This window comes from Streptomyces sp. NPDC032126 (assembly GCF_055580085.1).
Genome location: NZ_JBVIMA010000001.1, coordinates 971382 through 989770 on the forward strand (window position 1 = coordinate 971382; position 18389 = coordinate 989770).

An 18389-nucleotide genomic window follows, 5' to 3' on the forward strand; every position below is an offset into this window, starting at 1 on the left:
CCGAACGGCCCGTCGCAGCAGCGGGTGATCCAGGCCGCCCTGGCGCGCGCCGGCATGACGTCGTCGGACGTGGACGTCGTGGAGGCGCACGGGACCGGCACGTCGCTGGGCGACCCGATCGAGGCGCAGGCGCTGCTGGCGACCTACGGCCAGGGCCGTCCCGCGGACCGGCCGGTGCTGCTCGGGTCGGTGAAGTCGAACATCGGCCACACCCAGGCGGCCGCCGGCGCGGCGGGCGTGATCAAGCTGGTGATGGCGATGCGGCACGGGCTGGTGCCGGCGACGCTGCACGTGGACGAGCCGAGCCCGCACGTCGACTGGTCGGCGGGCGCCGTGAAGCTGGCGGTGCAGGCGCAGCCGTGGCCCGACAGTGGGCGGCCGCGCCGGGCCGGCGTGTCCGCGTTCGGCATGAGCGGCACCAACACCCACATCATCCTCGAACAGGCGCCGGAGCCGGACCACGTACCCGAGACGGAACCAGGTCCGGCCCCCACCGAGGCGGTGGACGCGGGCACGACCGTCCCATGGCCCGTCTCGGCCGCCTCCCCGGTGTCGCTGCGCGGGCAGGTCGGCAAGCTGCGCCGACTGCTCGCGGACGACCCGGAGGCGCGGCCGCGCGACATCGGCTGGAGCCTGGCCTCCACGCGAGCCGCGCTGCCGTACCGCGCGGTGGTGCTCGGCGCCGAGCGCGACGACTACCTCGCCCGCCTGGCCCGGCTGGCCGACGGCGAGCCGGACCCCGGCGTGGTGCACGGCACCGCGCAGCGCAAGCCGCGCGCCGTCTTCGTCTTCCCCGGACAGGGCAGCCAGTGGGCCGGTATGGCCGCCGAACTGCTCGACAGCTCCCCGGAGTTCGCCGCGTACGTCGACGAGTGCGAGCGGGCGCTGGCGCCGTACACCGACTGGTCGCTGACCGAGGTGCTGCGCCGGTCGGAGGGGGCGCCCGGACTGGACCGGGTCGACGTGGTGCAGCCCGCCCTGTTCGCGGTGATGGTCTCGCTGGCGCGCCTCTGGCAGCACTACGGCGTGAGCCCCGCGGCGGTGGTCGGTCACTCCCAGGGCGAGATCGCCGCCGCGTACGTGGCCGGCGCGCTGTCGCTGGAGGACGCCGCCAAGGTGGTGGCCGTGCGCGCGACGGCGCTGACCCGGCTGACCGGCTCCGCGGGCATGGCGTCGGTGCAGGCCGGCGAGGAGCGGGTCGCGGCCCTGCTCGGCCCGTGGCGGGGCCGGGTGTCGATCGCGACCGTCAACAGCCCCTCGCAGCTCGTCGTGGCCGGCGACACCGACGCGCTGGACGAACTGACCGCCGAGTGCGAACGGCAGGGCATCCGGATCCGGCGCATCGACGTCGACTACGCCTCGCACTCGCCGCAGGTCGAGCAGATGCGCGACGACCTCCTGGCGACGCTGGACGGCATCACCCCGCAGCGCGCGCGGATCCCCTTCTACTCGGCGGTCACCGGAGAGCCGGCCGACACCACCGGGCTGGACGCCGAGTACTGGTACCGCAACCTGCGCGAGCCGGTGCTGTTCGAACGCGTCACCCGGGCGCTCCTCGACAACGGCTTCACCCTCTTCGTCGAGGCCAGCCCGCACCCCGTGCTGACCGCCGCCGTCATGGACACCGCCACCTCGGCGGACGACTCCGCCGAGCCGGTGACGGTGGGCTCGCTGCGCCGCGACGAGGGCGGCATGGCCCGCTTCGCCGCCTCGCTGGCCGAGGCGTGGGTGAACGGCGCGGACCTGGACTGGGCCCGCCTGATCCCCGGCGGCAAGCGGGTCGAGCTCCCCCGCTACGCCTTCGAGCGGCAGCGCTTCTGGAAGAACCACGAGCGGGCCGCCGTGGACCCGACGGCCCTCGGCGTGGCGACGCAGGACCATCCGCTGCTCGGCGCCGCGGTGGAGCTGGCGGACACCGGCGGCCTGGTGCTCACCGGGCGGCTGTCCGCCGACACCCGGCCGTGGCTGGCCGACCACGGCGTCAACGGGGTCTGCCTGCTGCCGGCGACGGGCTTCACCGAGCTGGCCCTGCGGGCCGGCGCCGAGGCGCGCCGCCCCCGGATCGAGGAACTCACCCTGGAAGCACCGCTGTTCCTCGACGGCGACACCCCGGTCGGCGTCCAGCTGGTCGTGGGCCCGCCCGGCGACGCCGGACACCGGCCGCTGGCCGTCTACACCCGGCCGGACACCGGAAACGGCGAGCCGGGGGAGTGGACGCGCCACGCGTCGGCGCTCCTGGCGGCGGACGACCGCCCCGTCCCCGCCGGCGCGGCCGCGTGGCCGCCGCCCGGCGCCGAGCCGTTGGAGCTGGACCCCGACGCCTTCTACGCGGCGGCGGAGGCGGACGGCGGCTATGTCTACGGGCCGTCCTTCCGCGGGCTGCGCCGCGCGTGGCGCAAGGGCGACGAGGTGTACGCCGAGGTGTCGCTGCCCGCCCCGGTGCGCGACGAGGCGGGCCGCTACGGCGTCCATCCCGCGCTGCTCGACGCGGCGCTGCAGACCATGCTGCTCGCCCCGGCCACCGCGCGCGGCGACGACCAGGGCCGGACGGTGCTGCTGCCGTTCAGCCTGACCGGGGTGTCGCTGTACGCGCCCGGTGCCCGGGACCTGCGGGTGCGGGTCGCGCCGGCCGGACCGGACACGGTGACGATCAGCGCGGCGGACGAGACCGGCGACCCGGTCCTGGTGATCGAACGCCTGGTCTCCCGGCCGGTCCCCGCCGAACAGCTCGCCCGGTCCGCGACCCCGGCCGACCGCTCCCTGTTCGCGCTGGACTGGATCGCGCCGCCGAAGCCCGAGGGCGACGCCGGCGACGGCTGGGCGCTCCTCGGCGAGGACACGCTCGGCCTGGCCGAGGGGCTGCGGGCGTCCGGGATCTCCACGGACCCCCGTCCCGGCATGGCCGACCTGCTCGCCGAGCTGGCCGAGGGCGCGCCGTGCCCCCGCCTCGTGGTGCTGCCCTGTACGGCGGCGGCCGGCGCCCAGCTGCCCGGCTCGGCCTCCGACCTGACCGCCGCGGTGCTGCGCGACGTCCAGGCCTGGCTGGCCGACGACCGGACGGCGGACGCCCGGCTCGTCGTGGTGACCCATCTGGCGGTCGCCGCCGGCGAGGCCGGCGAGGTCCAGGACCTCACCGCGGCGCCCGTGTGGGGCCTGCTCCGCTCGGCGCAGACGGAGAACCCGGGCCGTATCGTCCTCGCCGACCTGGACGGCCCGGACGGCGTGCCCACGCTGGCCGAGGCGCTGGCCGGTGACGAGCCGCAGCTCGCGATCCGTGACGGCGCGGCGCTGATACCCCGGCTGGCGGCCCTCGGCGCCACCCGGTCCGGGCTTTCCGCGCCGCTCGGCGGCCGGTGGCGGCTCGAACCGGACCGCTCCGGCGTGCTCGACGCCCTGTCCCTCGCGCCCTGCCCCGAGACCGGCGAGCCGCCGGCCGCCGGCCAGGTGCGGGTGCGGCTGCGGGCGGCCGGCCTCAGCTTCCGCGACGTCATGGTGGCGCTCGGGATGGCCCCGGGCGGCGGCGACTTCATCGGCGGCGAGGGGGCCGGCGTCATCCAGGCGGTCGGTCCCGACGTCACCGGACTGAAGCCCGGCGACCGGGTCATGGGCATGATCCCCGGCGCGTTCGCCACCGAAGCGGTCACCGACCACCGCTGGCTCGCCCCGATCCCCGAGGACTGGTCCTACGAGCAGGCGGCCGCCGTCCCCTCCGTGTTCCTGACCACCTGGTTCGCCCTGGTCGAAACGGTCGGCGTGCGCGCCGGGCAGCGGGTCCTGGTGCACGCGGCGACCGGCGGTGTCGGCATGGCGGCGGTCCAGATCGCCCGCCATCTGGGCGCCGAGGTCTTCGCCACCGCGAGCCCCGCCAAGCACGACGTGCTGCGGGACATGGGCCTGGACGACGACCACATCGCGTCGTCGCGGGACGCCGGGTTCGCCGACCGGATGCTCACCGCCACCGGCGGCACCGGAGTCGACGTGGTCGTCAACTCGCTGACCGGCGAGCTGATCGACGCCTCGCTGCGGCTGCTGCCCAAGGGCGGCCACTTCGTCGAGCTGGGCAAGGCCGATCCCCGGGACCCGGAACAGATCGCCGACGCCCACCCGGGGGTGGTCTACCGCCAGGTGGACCTCGTGCGGGACACGAGCCCGGAGCTGATGCGGTCGATGCTGACCGAGGTCGTCCGGCTGCTGCGCGACGGCACCCTGACACACCTGCCCACCCGCGACTGGGACATCCGCGAGGCGCCCGAAGCCTTCCGCTTCATGGCCCAGGCCCGGCACGTCGGCAAGCTCGTCCTGACGATCCCGCCCGCCCCCGACCCCGAGGGCACCGTACTGATCACCGGCGGCACCGGAACCCTGGGCGCCCTGGTGGCCAAGCACCTGGCCGGCCCGTGGGGGATGCGCCACATCCTGCTGGCGAGCCGCCAGGGCGCCGCCGCGCCGGGCGCCGACCGGCTGGCCGGGGAACTCGCCGAGCTGGGCGCGGACGTCACGTTCGCCGCGTGCGACGTGGCCGACCGGGCGGCCCTGGCCGACCTGCTGGCCGGGATACCGGCGGACCGTCCGCTCACCGCCGTGGTCCATACGGCGGGCGTGCTCGACGACGTGGTGTTCACCTCCCTCACCGGTGAGCGTCTGGAGGCCGTCCTGCGGCCCAAGGTCGACGCCGCCGCGCACCTCGACGAGCTCACCCGCGACCTCGACCTCGGCATGTTCGTCCTGTTCTCGTCGGCCGCCGGCGTGACCGGCAACGCCGGCCAGGCCAACTACGCCGCCGCCAACGTGTTCCTCGACGCGCTCGCCGCGGCCCGGCGCGCCCGCGGACAGGCCGCCACCTCGCTGGCCTGGGGTCTGTGGGCGCCCGAGAGCGGCATGACGGGCCGCATGGGCGGCCAGGACCGCGACCGGCTCGCCCGGGCCGGCGCGTCCGCCATGTCCGTCCCGGAGGCCCTCGCCCTGCTGGACCAGGGGGTCGGGTCCGGGCAGCCGCTGCTGGTGGCCGCCCGGCTCGACCGGGGCGCCCTGCGCGCCCAGGCCGAGCAGGGGTCGCTGCCCGCGGTGATGCGCGGGCTGGTGCCGCGCGGCGGCCGGCCGGCCGCCGACACGGGCGAGGAGAACGCCTCCGGCGCACTCGCCGAACAGCTCGCCGGGCTCGCCCCGGCCGAGCGGCGCCAGGCGCTCGTCACCTTCGTCAGGAAGCACGGCGCAGCCGTGCTGGGCCACGGCTCGGTGAACGCGCTGGACCCCGACCGCGGCTTCCTGGACATGGGCTTCGACTCGCTGACGGCCGTCGAGCTGCGCAACCGGCTCGCCGCGGCGACCGGCCTGCGGCTGCCCGCGACGCTCATCTTCGACTGCCCGACGCCCATGGAGCTCGCCCGCTGGCTGAACGAGCAGATCAGCCCGGCGGACGACGTGCCGGACGCGGACGACGGCGACGACGGCCGCCCCGACCGCGACGACGACGAGATCACCGCGGTCGACGCCATGGATGTCGACGAACTCATCCGCGCCGTGCACAGCACCGAAGAGTGAGGGTCCCAGTGACGACATCGATCGAGAAAATCACCAGCGCGCTGCGGGAATCGGTCAAGGAGACCCGGCGTCTGCGCCTGCGCAACGACGAGCTGGAGGCCAAGCTCCGCGAGCCGGTGGCGATCGTCGGCATGGCGTGCCGCTATCCGGGCGGGGTGGCCTCCCCCGAGGAGCTGTGGCGGCTGCTGATGGAGCGCCGCGACGCGGTGGGCGGCTTCCCGGAGGACCGGGGCTGGGACCTGGAGGGGCTGTTCGACCCCGACCCGGACCACTCGGGGACGTCGTACGTCCGCGAGGCCGGGTTCCTGGAGCGGGCCGCCGAGTTCGACGCGGCGTTCTTCGGGATCTCCCCGCGCGAGGCGCTGTCCATGGATCCGCGCCAGCGGCTGCTGCTGGAGACCTGCTGGGAGCTGTTCGAGGACGCCGGGGTGGACGCGGCGAGCCTGAAGGGAAGCCGCACCGGCGTGTTCGTCGGCGCCGGACCCTCGGACTACCCGCAGGGCGTGGAGGGGTACGTCGTCACCGGCACCACGCCGAGCGTGGTCTCGGGGCGGCTGGCGTACGTGTTCGGGCTGGAGGGCCCGGCCGTGACCGTCGACACGGCGTGTTCGTCGTCCCTGGTGGCGCTGCATCACGCCTGCCAGGCGGTGCGGTCGGGGGAGTGCACCATGGCGGTCGCCGGCGGGGTGGCCGTGATGTCCAGCCCGAAGGTGTTCGTCGAGTTCAGCCGGATGCGCGCGCTGGCGCCGGACGGGCGGTCCAAGGCGTTCGCGTCCGGCGCGGACGGATTCGGCTTCGCGGAGGGCGTCGGCCTGCTGCTCGTGGAGACCCTGTCCGAGGCCCGGCGCCGCGGACACCAGGTCCTCGCCGTCATACGGGGCTCGGCCACCAACCAGGACGGCGCGTCCAGCGGGCTGACGGCGCCGAACGGGCCGTCGCAGCAGCGGGTCATCCAGGCCGCCCTGGCGCGCGCCGGTGTGCCCGCGTCGGACGTGGACGTCGTGGAGGCGCACGGGACCGGCACGTCGCTGGGCGACCCGATCGAGGCGCAGGCCCTGCTCGCGACCTACGGGCGGGCCCGGGCCGCGGACCGGCCCATGCTGCTGGGATCGGTGAAGTCGAACATCGGCCACACCCAGGCCGCCGCCGGCGCGGCGAGCGTGATGAAGCTCGTGCTGGCGATGCGGCACGGAGTGGTTCCGGCGACGCTGCACGTGAACGAGCCGACCCCGCACGTCGACTGGTCGGCGGGCGCGGTGGAGCTGGCGGTGGAGGCGCGGCCGTGGCCCGACACCGGGCGGCCGCGCCGGGCCGGCGTGTCCTCCTTCGGTATCAGCGGCACCAACGCCCACCTCATCCTGGAACAGGCACCCGAGCCGGAGGAGACGCCCGCCGCCGACGCGGAACCGGGCGGGTCCGCCGTGGTGCCCTGGGTGCTGTCGGGGCGCGGTGAGCCCGCGCTGCGCGCACAGGCCGCGCGGCTGGCGGAGTTCCTTCAGACCCGGCCCGAACTCGACCCCCGGGACGTCGCGGCCGCGCTGCTGCGGCGGTCGGCGCTGACCCACCGGGCCGTCCTCCTCGGCACCACCCGCGCCGAGCTGCTCGCCGGCCTGGACGCGCTGGCCGCCGAACGACCCGGGCCGGGAACGGTCCAGGGCGTGGCCCGCACCCGTTCCGGCGAGGCCGTGCTGGTGTTCCCCGGGCAGGGGTCCCAGTGGCAGGGGATGGCGCTCGGGCTGCTGGAGACGGCTCCGGTGTTCCGCGACCGGCTCGCCGCGTGCGACGAGGCGCTGGCCCCGTTCACCGGCTGGTCGGTGCGCGACGTGCTCAGGGGCGCTCCCGGCGCCCCGGACCTGGAGCGCGTGGACGTCGTCCAGCCGGTGCTGTTCGCCGTCATGGTGTCGCTGGCCGCGCTGTGGGAGCACGCGGGCATCGTGCCCGCCGCCGTGGTCGGACACTCCCAGGGCGAGATCGCGGCCGCCTGTGTGGCGGGCGGGCTGTCCCTGGAGGACGCGGCGCGGGTGGTGGCGCTGCGCAGCGCCGCCCTGGCGTCGCTGTCCGGGCAGGGCGCGATGGTGTCGCTGGGCGTGGGGCGCGACGAGGCCGAGGCGCTGGTGTCCCGCTGGGACGGCCGGCTGGCGATCGCCGTCGTCAACGGGCCCGGATCCGTGGTGGTGTCCGGCGACAGCGCCGCCGTGGCCGAACTGCTGGCCGAACACCAGGACTCCGAGATCCGGATACGGCGCCTCCCGGTCGACTACGCCTCCCACTCGCCGCAGGTCGAGCGGATCCGGGACGAGCTGCTCGGGCAGCTGAAGGGCATCACCCCCGGCCCCTCGCGGATCCCGTTCTACTCGGCGGTCACCGGCGGACAGCTGGACACCGCCGAACTCGACGCGGACTACTGGTACCGCAACCTCCGCCAGCCGGTGCGCTTCGACGAGGTCACCCGGACCCTCCTCGACCGGGGGTACGAGCTGTTCGTGGAGGCCAGTCCGCACCCGGTGCTGACCCTCGGCCTGGAGGAGACCGTCGCCGACGCGGACGCCTCCGCGGTCGTCCTCGGCACGCTGCACCGCGACCGCGGCGGCCTGGACGACTTCCTCGGCTCGGTCGCGCAGGCCTACGTCGGCGGCGTACCGGTCGACTGGAACACCCTGCTCGGCCACCGCCCGGGCGGACACGTCACCCTCCCGACGTACGCCTTCCAGCGGCGCCGCTACTGGCAGGACCCCACGGCCCCGTCCGGCGACGCCCTCGGCAGGGCGGGGCTGCGCGCCGGGGAGCACCCCCTGCTCGGCGCCGCGATCGACGTCGCCGGCAGCGACTCCGTGGTGCTGTCCGGCCGCCTGTCGCTCCAGACCCACCGGTGGCTCGCCGATCACCAGGTCGACGGCCGGGCGCTGCTTCCCGGCACGGCGTTCGTCGAACTCGCGCTGCGGGCCGCGACCGAGGCCGGCTGTCCGGGAATCGAGGAACTGGCCCTGGAGGCCCCCCTGGTGATCCCGCCGGCGGGCGCGGTCCAGGTCCAGGTCGTCGCCGGCGCCCCGGACCAGCTGGGCAAGCGCCCGGTGACCGTGTACTCGCGGCCCGGGGAGGCCTCCCTCGACGGCGAGTGGACCTCCCACGCGGCCGGCGCGCTGACCGGCACGCCCGGCGCGGAGGACTTCGGCGACCTCGTGATCTGGCCCCCGGCCGGCGCGGAGCCGCTGCCCACCGACCGGCTCTACGCGGGATACGCCGAACGCGGCTACGGCTTCGGGTCGGCCTTCCGCGGGATCCGCAAGGCCTGGCGGCTCGGCGACGACGTCTACGCCGAGGTCGGCCTGCCCTCCCAGCAGCGCGACCAGGCCGGCCGGTACGGCATCCATCCCGCGCTGCTGGACGCGGCGGCGCAGGCGGCCGGCATCCTCGTCTCCGGAGACGGCCCGGACGCGGACGCGCAGGCGGGCATCTGGCTGCCGTTCGTGTTCAGCGACGTGGCCCTGGTGGCGCCCGGGGCGGCCGACCTGCGGGTCAAGGTACGGCGCATCGGACCGGACCGGGTGGCGCTGACCGCCGCCGACCCCGACGGGCGGCCCGTCGTGTCGGTGGGAACCGTCATCGTGCGGCCGGCGTCGGCCGGACAACCGCTCGCCGCGACCGCGGGAGCGACGCGCGACGCGCTGTTCCGCCTCACCTGGGCACCCGTCACCCGGTCCGGGTCCGGCCCGGCGGCCGACCGGCACCGCTGGGCGGTGCTCGACGCCGACGGGACGGGAGTCCCCGAGGGGCTCGCCGCCACGGGCGCGGGCGTCGACACCTACCGCGACCTGGCCGCGCTGCGGGCGGCGATCGCGGCGGGAACCCCCGCGCCCGACCTGGTGGTGTGGAGCGCCCCCGCGTCCGACGGCGGCAGCGGCGCCGCCGACCTGGCCGCCCGGGTCCGCACGGTCACCGCCGCCGCGCTCCAGGTGGTGCAGGGCTGGCTGGCCGACGACAGCCTCGGCGCCGGCCGGCTGGTCGTCAGGACGCGGGGCGCCGTCACCGCGCGCGCCGAGGACGACGCCGCGAACCTGGCCGCGACCGCCGTCTGGGGGCTGGTGCGCACGGCGCAGACCGAACACCCCGGCCGGTTCGTCCTCGTCGACGACGGCACGTCCCCCGACGACGCCGCGACGGCGCGGACCTGGGCGGAGCTGGCGGACTGCGACGAACCCCAGCTCGCGGCCCGGTCCGGTGACCTGCTGGCGCCACGGCTGGCCCAGGCCGACAGCGGCGACAGCCTGACACCGCCCGCCGGCGCCGCCGCCTGGCGCCTGGAGGCCACCGGCGCCAGGACACTGGAGGGCCTAACGCTCGCGGAGTGCCCGGCGCCCGCCGGACCGCTCGGCCCGCACGAGGTACGCGTGGCCGTGCGGGCGGCCGGACTCAACTTCCGTGACGTGGTCACCGCCCTGGGGATGGTCCCCGGCGAGACGGAGCTGGGCAGCGAGGGCGCGGGCGTGGTCACCGCCGTCGGTGCCGACGTGCCCGACCTGGCGCCCGGCGACCGCGTCCTCGGGTTCTGGACCAACGCCTTCGGGCCGGTGGCGGTGACCGATCACCGGCTGCTGGCCAGGATCCCCGAGGGATGGTCGTACGAGGCGGCCGCGTCGGTGCCGGTGGCCTTCCTCACCGCGCACTTCGGCCTCTTCGACCTGGGCGGACTGCGCCCCGGGGAGAGCGTGCTCGTGCACGCGGGGGCCGGCGGGGTCGGCATGGCGGCGATCCAGCTCGCCCGGCACCACGGCGCCCGGGTGTTCGCGACCGCGAGCCCCGCCAAGTGGCCGGTCCTGCGGGCCGCCGGGCTGGACGACGCGCACATCGCGTCCAGCCGCACGCTGGAGTTCGAGCAGCGGTTCGCGGATGCCACCGGCGCACAGGGCGTCGACGTGGTGCTGAACTCGCTCGCCGGGGACTTCGTCGACGCCTCGCTGCGGCTGCTGCGGCCCGGCGGACGCTTCATCGAGATGGGCAAGACGGACATCCGCGACGGCGAGGCCGTCTCCGGCGCCCACCCGGGCGTCGGCTACCGGGCCTTCGACCTGCGCGAGGCGGGGCCGGACCGCGTCAAGGAGATGCTGGCGGAGATCCTGGACCTGTTCCGCACCGGCGCACTCGAACTGCCGCCGGTGACCACGTGGGACGTCCGCCAGGCCGTCCCGGCGTTCCGGTTCATGAGCCAGGCCCGGCACGTCGGCAAGATCGTGCTGACCGTTCCGCCGGCGCCGGACCCCGAGGGGACGGTGTTCATCACCGGCGGCACCGGGACCCTCGCCGGTCTCGTCGCACGCCATCTCGCCGAGCGGGGTGCCCGGCACCTCATGCTGGTCAGCCGCAGCGGTCCCGAGGCACCCGGCGCGGAGAAGCTGCGCGCCGAGCTGACCGGGCTGGGCGCCCAGGTGGAGATCGTCGCGTGCGACGTCGCCGACCGGGCCGACCTCGCCCGCGCGCTCGCCGCGGTTCCGGCCGCACACCCGCTGACCTCGGTGGTGCACGCCGCCGGGGCCCTCGACGACGGGATCCTGCCCTCCCTCACCCCGGACATGATCGACACGGTGATGCGGCCCAAGGTCGACGCGGCCCTGCATCTGCACGAGCTCACCGCGGGGGCCGACCTCGCCGAGTTCGTGATGTTCTCCTCCGGCGCCGGGCTGACCGGTGCTCCGGGGCAGGGCAACTACGCCGCCGCCAACGTCTTCCTCGACGCGCTCGCCGGCCACCGCAGGGCCATGGGGCTGCCGGCGGTGTCGATCGCGTGGGGCCTGTGGGCGGAGACCAGCGGGCTCACCGCCGACATCACCAGCTCCCACCGGGCCCGCATCGGCGGGTACTTCGCCCCCTTGCCGACCGAGCAGGCGCTGACCCTGTTCGACGCGGCGCGCGGGTCCGCCGAGCCCGTGCTGCTGGCGTCCGCCGTCCGCGCGGGCCGGCTCCGGTCCCTCGCCCGTGACGGTGCCCTCCCGGCGCTCTGGCGGGGGCTGATCAACGCGCCGGTCCAGCCCCGGGTCGCCACGGCCGATCCCGCCGAGGGCCTCACGCGGCAGCTGGCGTCGCTGAAGGAGGCCGAGCAGAAGCAGTTCCTGCTCCAGCTCGTCCGGTCGCACGCCGCGATCGCGCTGGGCGGAGGCGACGCGGAGAGCATGGACCCGGACACCCCGTTCCGCGATCTCGGGTTCGACTCGCTCACCGCCGTCGACGTCCGCAACAGGCTGGCCGCCGCGACCGGCTGCCGGTTCCCCGCGACCCTGGTCTTCGACCATCCCACCCCGGCCGCGCTCGCCGAGCACCTGCGCACCCGGCTCACCGCCGAGGCGGCGCCGCGGTCCGCACCGGTGCTGGACGAGATCGAGAGCCTGGAGAAGGCGCTGCTGCGGGGTGGGCTGGAGGAGGAGCTGCGGGGCAGGGTCACCCGGCGCCTGCAGACCCTGCTGAGCCGCTGGGACGACACCCGCCCGGCGAACGGGACGCCGTCGCGGGACGCCGACGAGACCGCCCTCGACTCCGCCACGGACGACGAGCTCTTCGCCCTCATCGACGGGGACTTGCCCGACACCCCGTGACGAGGCCCCCTGACCGGCGGGCCCGCACCACGGACACCGGGCCCATCCGGGCCCCCGTGCCCGGGTCCGCCGGTCGGGGCCCGGCTCATGTGGCGGGGTCCAGCTCATGTGGCGGGGCCGGCTCACGTGGTCGGAGATCCCCGGTCGGGCCCGCCGCAGGTGGTCGATGATCAGCCGGCCGGGAATGCGCCGACCGAGCCCCTTCCTCAGCCGGCCCGGGATCCCCCGTCGGAGCCCGTTCGGGTGGCCCCGGCCTGCTGGTGTGCCGTCCCTCCGCAGAGGCGCAGGGTGCTCTCCAGGCACAGCGCCTCCGCTTCGGCGTGCGTGAGGCGGTCCGTCGCGATCTGGGCGGCCGCCGTGTGCTGAAGGCCCATGACGGCCGCGGCGAGCCAGGACGCCGGCAGGGACGGGTCGAAGTCGCCCGCGTGCTGGCCCCGCCGGATGATCCGTTCGAGCCGCGGGGGCACGACGTCGTGGGGGTCGCTGTCGGGCCGCGGGATCCGCGCCGCGGTGGCGTTCAGCAGCAGGGGATAGCGGCCGAGGAAGCGCCAGCTCGCGTCCAGGAACCGGACCAGCGCGTCGGCGGGCGGGGCGGTGTCCAGCGCCGCGTCGTCGAGCAGCCCCGCGTACTCGGCGGCCGCGGCCTCCACGAGGGCGGCGACCAGCGCGTCGCGTGAGGGGAAGTGCGCGTAGACGGTCTGGCGGGTGACGCCGGCCGTCGCGGCGATGTCCTCCATGCTCGCGTCGGGCCGCTCGCCCAGCACGACCCGGGCCGCGTTGAGGATGGCGTCGATGCTGCGCCGGGCGTCGGACCGGCGGCGACGGGGCGGCGTGGCGGTGTGCTGCGTGTCGACCATTTCAGGAAGGGTATGCCGTCGTTCGTAACCTTGACAAGCTGTCAGAGATAGCTAACTCTTACGGTATGTCAAAGAAGAGCTCGGGCGGAGACGACCCGGCGATCGAGGCGCGCGGTCTGGTCAAGGTCTACGGAGAGAACCGGGCACTGGACGGGATCGACCTCACGATCCGGCGCGGTCAGGTCTATGGGTTCCTCGGCCCCAACGGGGCGGGCAAGACGACCACGATCCGCATCCTGGCCACGCTGACCCGGCCGGACGGCGGCACCGCCCGCGTCCTCGGCCACGACGTGCTGACCGAGACGGACGCGATCCGCGCCCGGGTGGCGGTGACCGGACAGTTCGCCTCGCTCGACGAGGACCTCACCGGATACGAGAACCTGCTGATCCTCGGCCGGCTCCAGGGTCTGTCCCGGGCCGCCAGCAGACAGCGCGCCGACGACCTGCTCGTCGCGTTCGACCTGACCCGCGCGGCCGACCGCCCGGTGGGCGGCTACTCGGGCGGCATGCGCCGCCGGCTCGACATCGGCGCCAGCCTGATCGTCACCCCCGACCTGCTGTTCCTCGACGAGCCGACCACCGGTCTCGACCCGCGCAGCCGCAACCAGGTGTGGGAGCTGGTCCGCCGGATCGCCGCGGCCGGCACGACGGTGCTGCTCACCACCCAGTACCTGGAGGAGGCCGACCAGCTCGCCGAGCAGATCGCGGTCATCGACAACGGCCGGATCGTGGCCGAGGGCACCAGCGCCCAGCTCAAGGCCCGCGTCGGCTCGGGCACCCTGCATCTGCGCCTCCTCGACGGCGAGCAGCGTCCCCGGGCGCTGCAGATCCTGTCCGGCGCCCTGGAGGGGACGGTCCGGCCCGCCGCCGACCCGCTCGCCCTGTCCGTGCTGCTCGCCACGCCCGCCGAGGCGACCGACGTCAGCCGGCTGGTCGGGCGCGCGATGACCCAACTCGCCGACGCCGGGGTCGGCGTCGAGAACCTCTCCCTCGGCCAGCCCAGCCTGGACGAGGCCTTCCTCGCACTCACCGGCCACCGGACCGCTCCGGCCACCCCCGACCACGAGGACCAGAACGCATGACCACCCCTGCCGCCTCCACGCGCCCCGCCGCGACCGAGGCCGACGCCGACCCGATCGACGCCCTGCTCGCCTCGGGACGCTCCCGCCGCCGTGCCGGGGCGCTCGCCGCCTCGGTCACCTTCGGCAGGCGCGCCATGCTCAAGATCAAGCACGACCCCAAGCAGCTGGTGGACTCGGCCGCCATCCCGATCCTGTTCACCGTGCTGTTCACCTACCTGTTCGGCGGTGCCATCAGCGGTTCGACCGGGGAGTACCTCAAGACGCTGCTGCCCGGCGTGCTCAGCATGAGCATCGCCATCGTCACCATGTACGGCGGGGCCCGGCTCGCCCAGGACGTGCAGAGCGGGGCCTTCGACCGCTTCCGCGGCCTGCCGGTGTGGCGCGGTGCCTTCGTGCTCGGCGGCCTGCTCAGCGACGCCGCCCGCTATCTCTTCGCGTCCGCCATCGTGATCGTGCTCGGCCTGATCATGGGCTACCGCCCCGACGGCGGTCCGCTGGGCGTGCTCGCCGCGGTCGCCCTGGTCATCGCCTTCGGGCTCGCGCTGTCCCTGGTGTGGTCCACGCTCGCTCTGGTCATCCACGACCCGGCCGTCGTCCTCAGCATCGCCAACGCCGTGCTGATCCCGCTCTCCTTCGCCAGCAACATCTTCGTCCAGCCCAGCACCATGCCCGACTGGCTGGAGGCGTTCGTCGACGTCAACCCGCTCAGCCATGTAGCCACGGCGGCCCGGGACCTGATGAACGACACCGGCAGCGCCGGCGGCGCGGTCACCTGGTCCCTCGCCGCGACCGCCGTCATCACCCTCGTGACCGCCCCGATCGCCCTGCGCCTCTACAGCAAGCAGGGCTGAGCCGCGCTCCTCGACACCACGCCCCCCCACCCGGAACCGGCGACCACCGGCTCCGGGTGGGGGCGTACCAGCTGTCAGGACGTGTCCCCGGCCCTCATGGCGGCGGCCAGGCGGGCCACCGTGGGATGGTCGAAGAGCCTGCGCAGGCCCTCGTCCTGGCTCTCGGCCGTGCCGAACTCCTTGGCGATCCGTTCCAGGACGCCGATCGCGAGCAGCGAGTCCCCGCCGAGTTCGAAGAAGTTCTCCTCCGTCCCGAAGTCGTCGCGCTCCAGGACCTCCTGCCAGAACCGCAGCAGCGTGCGCTCCAGATCGTCCTGCGGCGCGGACGTCCTGCCGGGTGCCTGCTCCTCCCTCGGGGCGGGCAGGGCCGAGACGTCGACCTTGCCGTTGGCGCTCAGCGGCACCTTCGGGATGACGAGGTAGTGGCGCGGCACCATGTACTCCGGCAGGGCCTCCTCCAGTACGGCCCGCAGCGCGGCGGCGTCGGGATGTGGCCGCCCCGCGACGGCCTCCCCGTCCTCGGGCACCAGGTAGGCGACCAGCTGGCGGCGGCCCGTCCGGGGATTGGCGTCCACGGCGACCAGCGCCTCCCGCACGCCCGGGTGCCGCCGCAGCGGGGCCGCGATCTCACCGAGTTCGATGCGGTAGCCGTTGAGCTTGATCTGCGAGTCCTCGCGCCCCAGGAACTCGATGTCCCCGCCGGGGAGATAGCGCCCGAGGTCACCGGTCCGGTAGAGGCGCTCCCCGGTGCGCGGATGCACGATGAACCGCTCCGCCGTCCGCTCCGGGTCGGCCCAGTAGCCGCGGGCCACCCCGCTGCCGCCGATGTAGATCTCACCGGTCGCCCAGACGGGGCTGGGTTCGAGCCACTGGTCGTACACGTGCATGGTCTGGTTGGCGAGCGCCTTGCCGTAGGGGATCCGTGACCACTCCGGGGGCACCTCGCCGATCGGGTAGTGGATCGACCAGATGGACGCCTCGGTGGCGCCGCCCAGGCTCATCACCTGGGCCTCGGGGTAGATCGCGCGGATCCGGTCGGGCAGTGCCACGGGGATCCAGTCGCCGCTCATCATGACCAGCCGCAGCCCGTGTCCGGGCGGGGGCGAGGCCGGGTCGTGCGCGTCGATCCACGCCTGGACGAGGGCCGGCACGGTGTTCCAGAGCGTCACCCGGTGCCGGTCCACCAGCTCGCTCCAGTGCCGCGGCTCCTGTGCCCGGCCGGGCTCCGGCATGACGACACCGGCGCCGGCGGCCAGGAAACCGAAGAGGTCGTACACGGAGAGGTCGAAGCTGAGGGCGGACAGCGCGAGCACGCGGTCGTCCGGGGTGACGCGGTAGCGCTCGTTGAGGTCCTGGATCGTGTTGGCCGCCGCCCGGTGGTCGATCATGACGCCCTTCGGCGTACCGGTCGATCCGGAGGTGAAGATCACGTACGCCAGGTCGGCCGGGTCGGGCCCGGTCGCGGGCGGGGTGGCCGGCGCGGTCCGTACCGCCTCGTCGGCGAGGGTCACCCGCCGGATCCCGTCGGGCCAGGCCGGCTCGTCGCGCAGCCGCCGGGTCGTGACCACCACCTGGACCCGCCCCTGCCGCAGGAGCTGCTCGCGCCGGGCGGCGGGCCAGCGCGGTTCGATCGGCAGATACGCGGCCCCGGACCGGGTGACGCCGAGAGCCGCCACCACCTGCTCGTAGCCCTTCTCCGCGACGACGCCGATCAGGGTGTTCGGGGTGGCCCCCATCGACTGCAGGGCGTGGGCCAGCCGGTGGGCGTCGTCGACCAGTTCGCGATAGGTGTGCTCGCCGTCGGGCGCGATCACGGCGATCGCGTCCGGGGTCCGCGCGGCCTGTTCCTCGACCAGGCCGCAGAGCGTGCGCGGCGGGATGGGCGCCTCGGTCGCGTTGGCCCGGTCGCGTTCGGCGGCCTGCGCGTCGGGGAGTGCGATCAGCTCGCGTTCGTCCCACGCGGCTTCGCTCTCGGCGAGGCGCTCCAGGCAGGTCCGGTGGGCGAGGAACATCTCCTCGATCATGCCGGCGGGGAAGAGTCCGTCGACGAAGTCCCAGTTGACCAGCAGCTCGCCCCGGTCCTCCAGTACCTGGTAGTCCAGCCAGACCTGCGGCGTCTGGCTCGCGCCGTACACCACCTCGCCGAACATCCGGGCCGACTCGGTGAGGTTCGACGCGGAGTCGAAGCCGATCATGCTGGTGAACACCACCGGCATCGCCGCTCCCGGACGGCCGCCGAAGCGCCGGGCGCGCTCCCGCAGCACCCGGACGCCGGAGTAGGTGGAGTGCCCGAGATCGTCCAGCAGCTGGTGGTGCAGGCGTTTCGCGCGCCCGGCGAAGGAGTCCTCCGCCTCCGGCCGCGTCTCCAGCAGGATCACCGAGGTGAAGTCGCCGATCACCTCGCCGATCCGCGGGTGGAGCGGGGGACGGTTGAACAGCGTCAGGTTGAGGGTGAGTTCCGGCCGTTTCGACCAGCGCCGCAGTACATCGGCGTAGGCCGCGATGAGCACCGCGGAGGGGGTGAGGCCCCGGCGGCGGGCGGTCTCCTTGACGGCGGTCCACCGGTCGCGGGACAGCCGGGCGTGCTGCCGGGCGAACGACGGCCGGGACAGCTGCCCCGGCTGGACGGCCAGGGGCAGTTCGGGGGCGGGCGGCAGCTGGTCGAGCCGGTCCAGCCAGTACCGCTTGTCGGCCTCGAACCGCCGCTCGCCCTGCTGCCGCTGCTCGGCCAGGACGTAGTCGCGGAAGGTGACCTCGATGGGCTCCGGCTCGGCCTCCGGCCGGCTGTAGAAGTGGAACCAGTCGCGCTGGAACAGCCCGATGCTGAACCCGTCCATGATCAGCATGTCCAGGCTGAGATGCAGGCGCCAGCGTCGGTCGCCCAGCCGGGTCGCGCGGACCTCGAACAGCGGCCAGCGGTCGGTGGGCAGGATCTGGTCGGCCAGTTCGTCCCGGATCCGGGCGATCCCGGCCTCCTGCGCGGCCTCGTCCAGCCCGGACAGATCGGTGACCTGGATGTCGTACGGCGGTACCTCGGGCAGGACGCGCTGGAGTCCGCCGGGCTCGATGACCGCCCGGAGCATGTCGTGGCGCCGCACGAGCTTGTCGAGGCTGCGTGCGAGCCTCGGGATGTCGAGCTCCCCGGTGTCGAACTCGATGTAGCCGTGGGCCGCGTTCCCGCCGAGCTCCACCGCCGGTGTCCGGCCCACCCAGTACGCCTGCTGGATGTCCGTCAGCGGGAACGGTTCATGCCGCTCCTCGGGCCGGGGCGTCAGGCTCACCGGCTCGCCCCCGCTCTCGGAGCGCGTGATGATCTCGATGAGCTCGTCCCGGCGCAGCCTCATCTCCTCGCGCAGCTCGGGAGTCAGGGCACCGGGCGGGGCCGTCACATGGAGTCGGCCGTCGGCCAGCCGCATCCTCACCCCGCGGCGGTACAACTCGGCGAAGAGATCCGTGGACATCGTGCCTGCCTTC

Annotated in this window: 4 protein-coding genes and 2 pseudogenes; 4 read left to right on the forward strand and 2 right to left on the reverse strand. The window is 74.9% G+C overall.

The features are described from left to right. Both ACZ5NW_RS04125 and ACZ5NW_RS04130 read left to right on the forward strand, forming a co-directional pair. Window positions 1-4806 (forward strand): annotated as a pseudogene (locus ACZ5NW_RS04125) (SDR family NAD(P)-dependent oxidoreductase); the annotation flags it as partial. Between the two features lie 465 nt (window positions 4807-5271). Then, a pseudogene (locus ACZ5NW_RS04130) lies at window positions 5272-12125 on the forward strand (SDR family NAD(P)-dependent oxidoreductase); the annotation flags it as partial. A 206-nt stretch (window positions 12126-12331) separates the two neighbouring features. Here ACZ5NW_RS04130 and ACZ5NW_RS04135 read toward each other — a convergent pair. Further along, complete coding sequence (locus ACZ5NW_RS04135) at window positions 12332-12982, reverse strand: TetR/AcrR family transcriptional regulator (protein ID WP_468742141.1); 651 nt, start codon at window positions 12980-12982, stop codon at window positions 12332-12334. A gap of 65 nt (window positions 12983-13047) precedes the next feature. Between ACZ5NW_RS04135 and ACZ5NW_RS04140 the strand changes: the two genes are divergently transcribed. Together ACZ5NW_RS04140 and ACZ5NW_RS04145 are read left to right on the forward strand one after the other, a co-directional pair. Next, the gene (locus ACZ5NW_RS04140; RefSeq protein WP_468742142.1) at window positions 13048-14064 is read left to right on the forward strand and encodes an ATP-binding cassette domain-containing protein; all 1017 of its coding nucleotides are present in this window, start codon (window positions 13048-13050) and stop codon (window positions 14062-14064) included. Then, entirely contained in the window at window positions 14061-14915 is an 855-nt protein-coding gene (locus ACZ5NW_RS04145; protein ID WP_468742143.1) for an ABC transporter permease, read from the forward strand. Before ACZ5NW_RS04140 ends, ACZ5NW_RS04145 begins: the two co-directional genes overlap by 4 nt. Before the next feature lie 74 nt (window positions 14916-14989). On the opposite strand, the gene ACZ5NW_RS04150 is transcribed toward ACZ5NW_RS04145, so the two are convergent. Further along, complete coding sequence (locus ACZ5NW_RS04150) at window positions 14990-18376, reverse strand: non-ribosomal peptide synthetase (protein WP_468742144.1); 3387 nt, start codon at window positions 18374-18376, stop codon at window positions 14990-14992. Window positions 18377-18389 lie beyond the last annotated feature (13 nt).

Coding starts and splice junctions, on each gene's coding strand:
- ACZ5NW_RS04140 (WP_468742142.1), top strand. CDS start 13,048: ATGTCAAAGAAGAGCTCGGGCGGAGACGACCCGGCGATCGAGGCGCGC.
- ACZ5NW_RS04135 (WP_468742141.1), bottom strand. CDS start 12,982: ATGGTCGACACGCAGCACACCGCCACGCCGCCCCGTCGCCGCCGGTCC.
- ACZ5NW_RS04145 (WP_468742143.1), top strand. CDS start 14,061: ATGACCACCCCTGCCGCCTCCACGCGCCCCGCCGCGACCGAGGCCGAC.
- ACZ5NW_RS04150 (WP_468742144.1), bottom strand. CDS start 18,376: ATGTCCACGGATCTCTTCGCCGAGTTGTACCGCCGCGGGGTGAGGATG.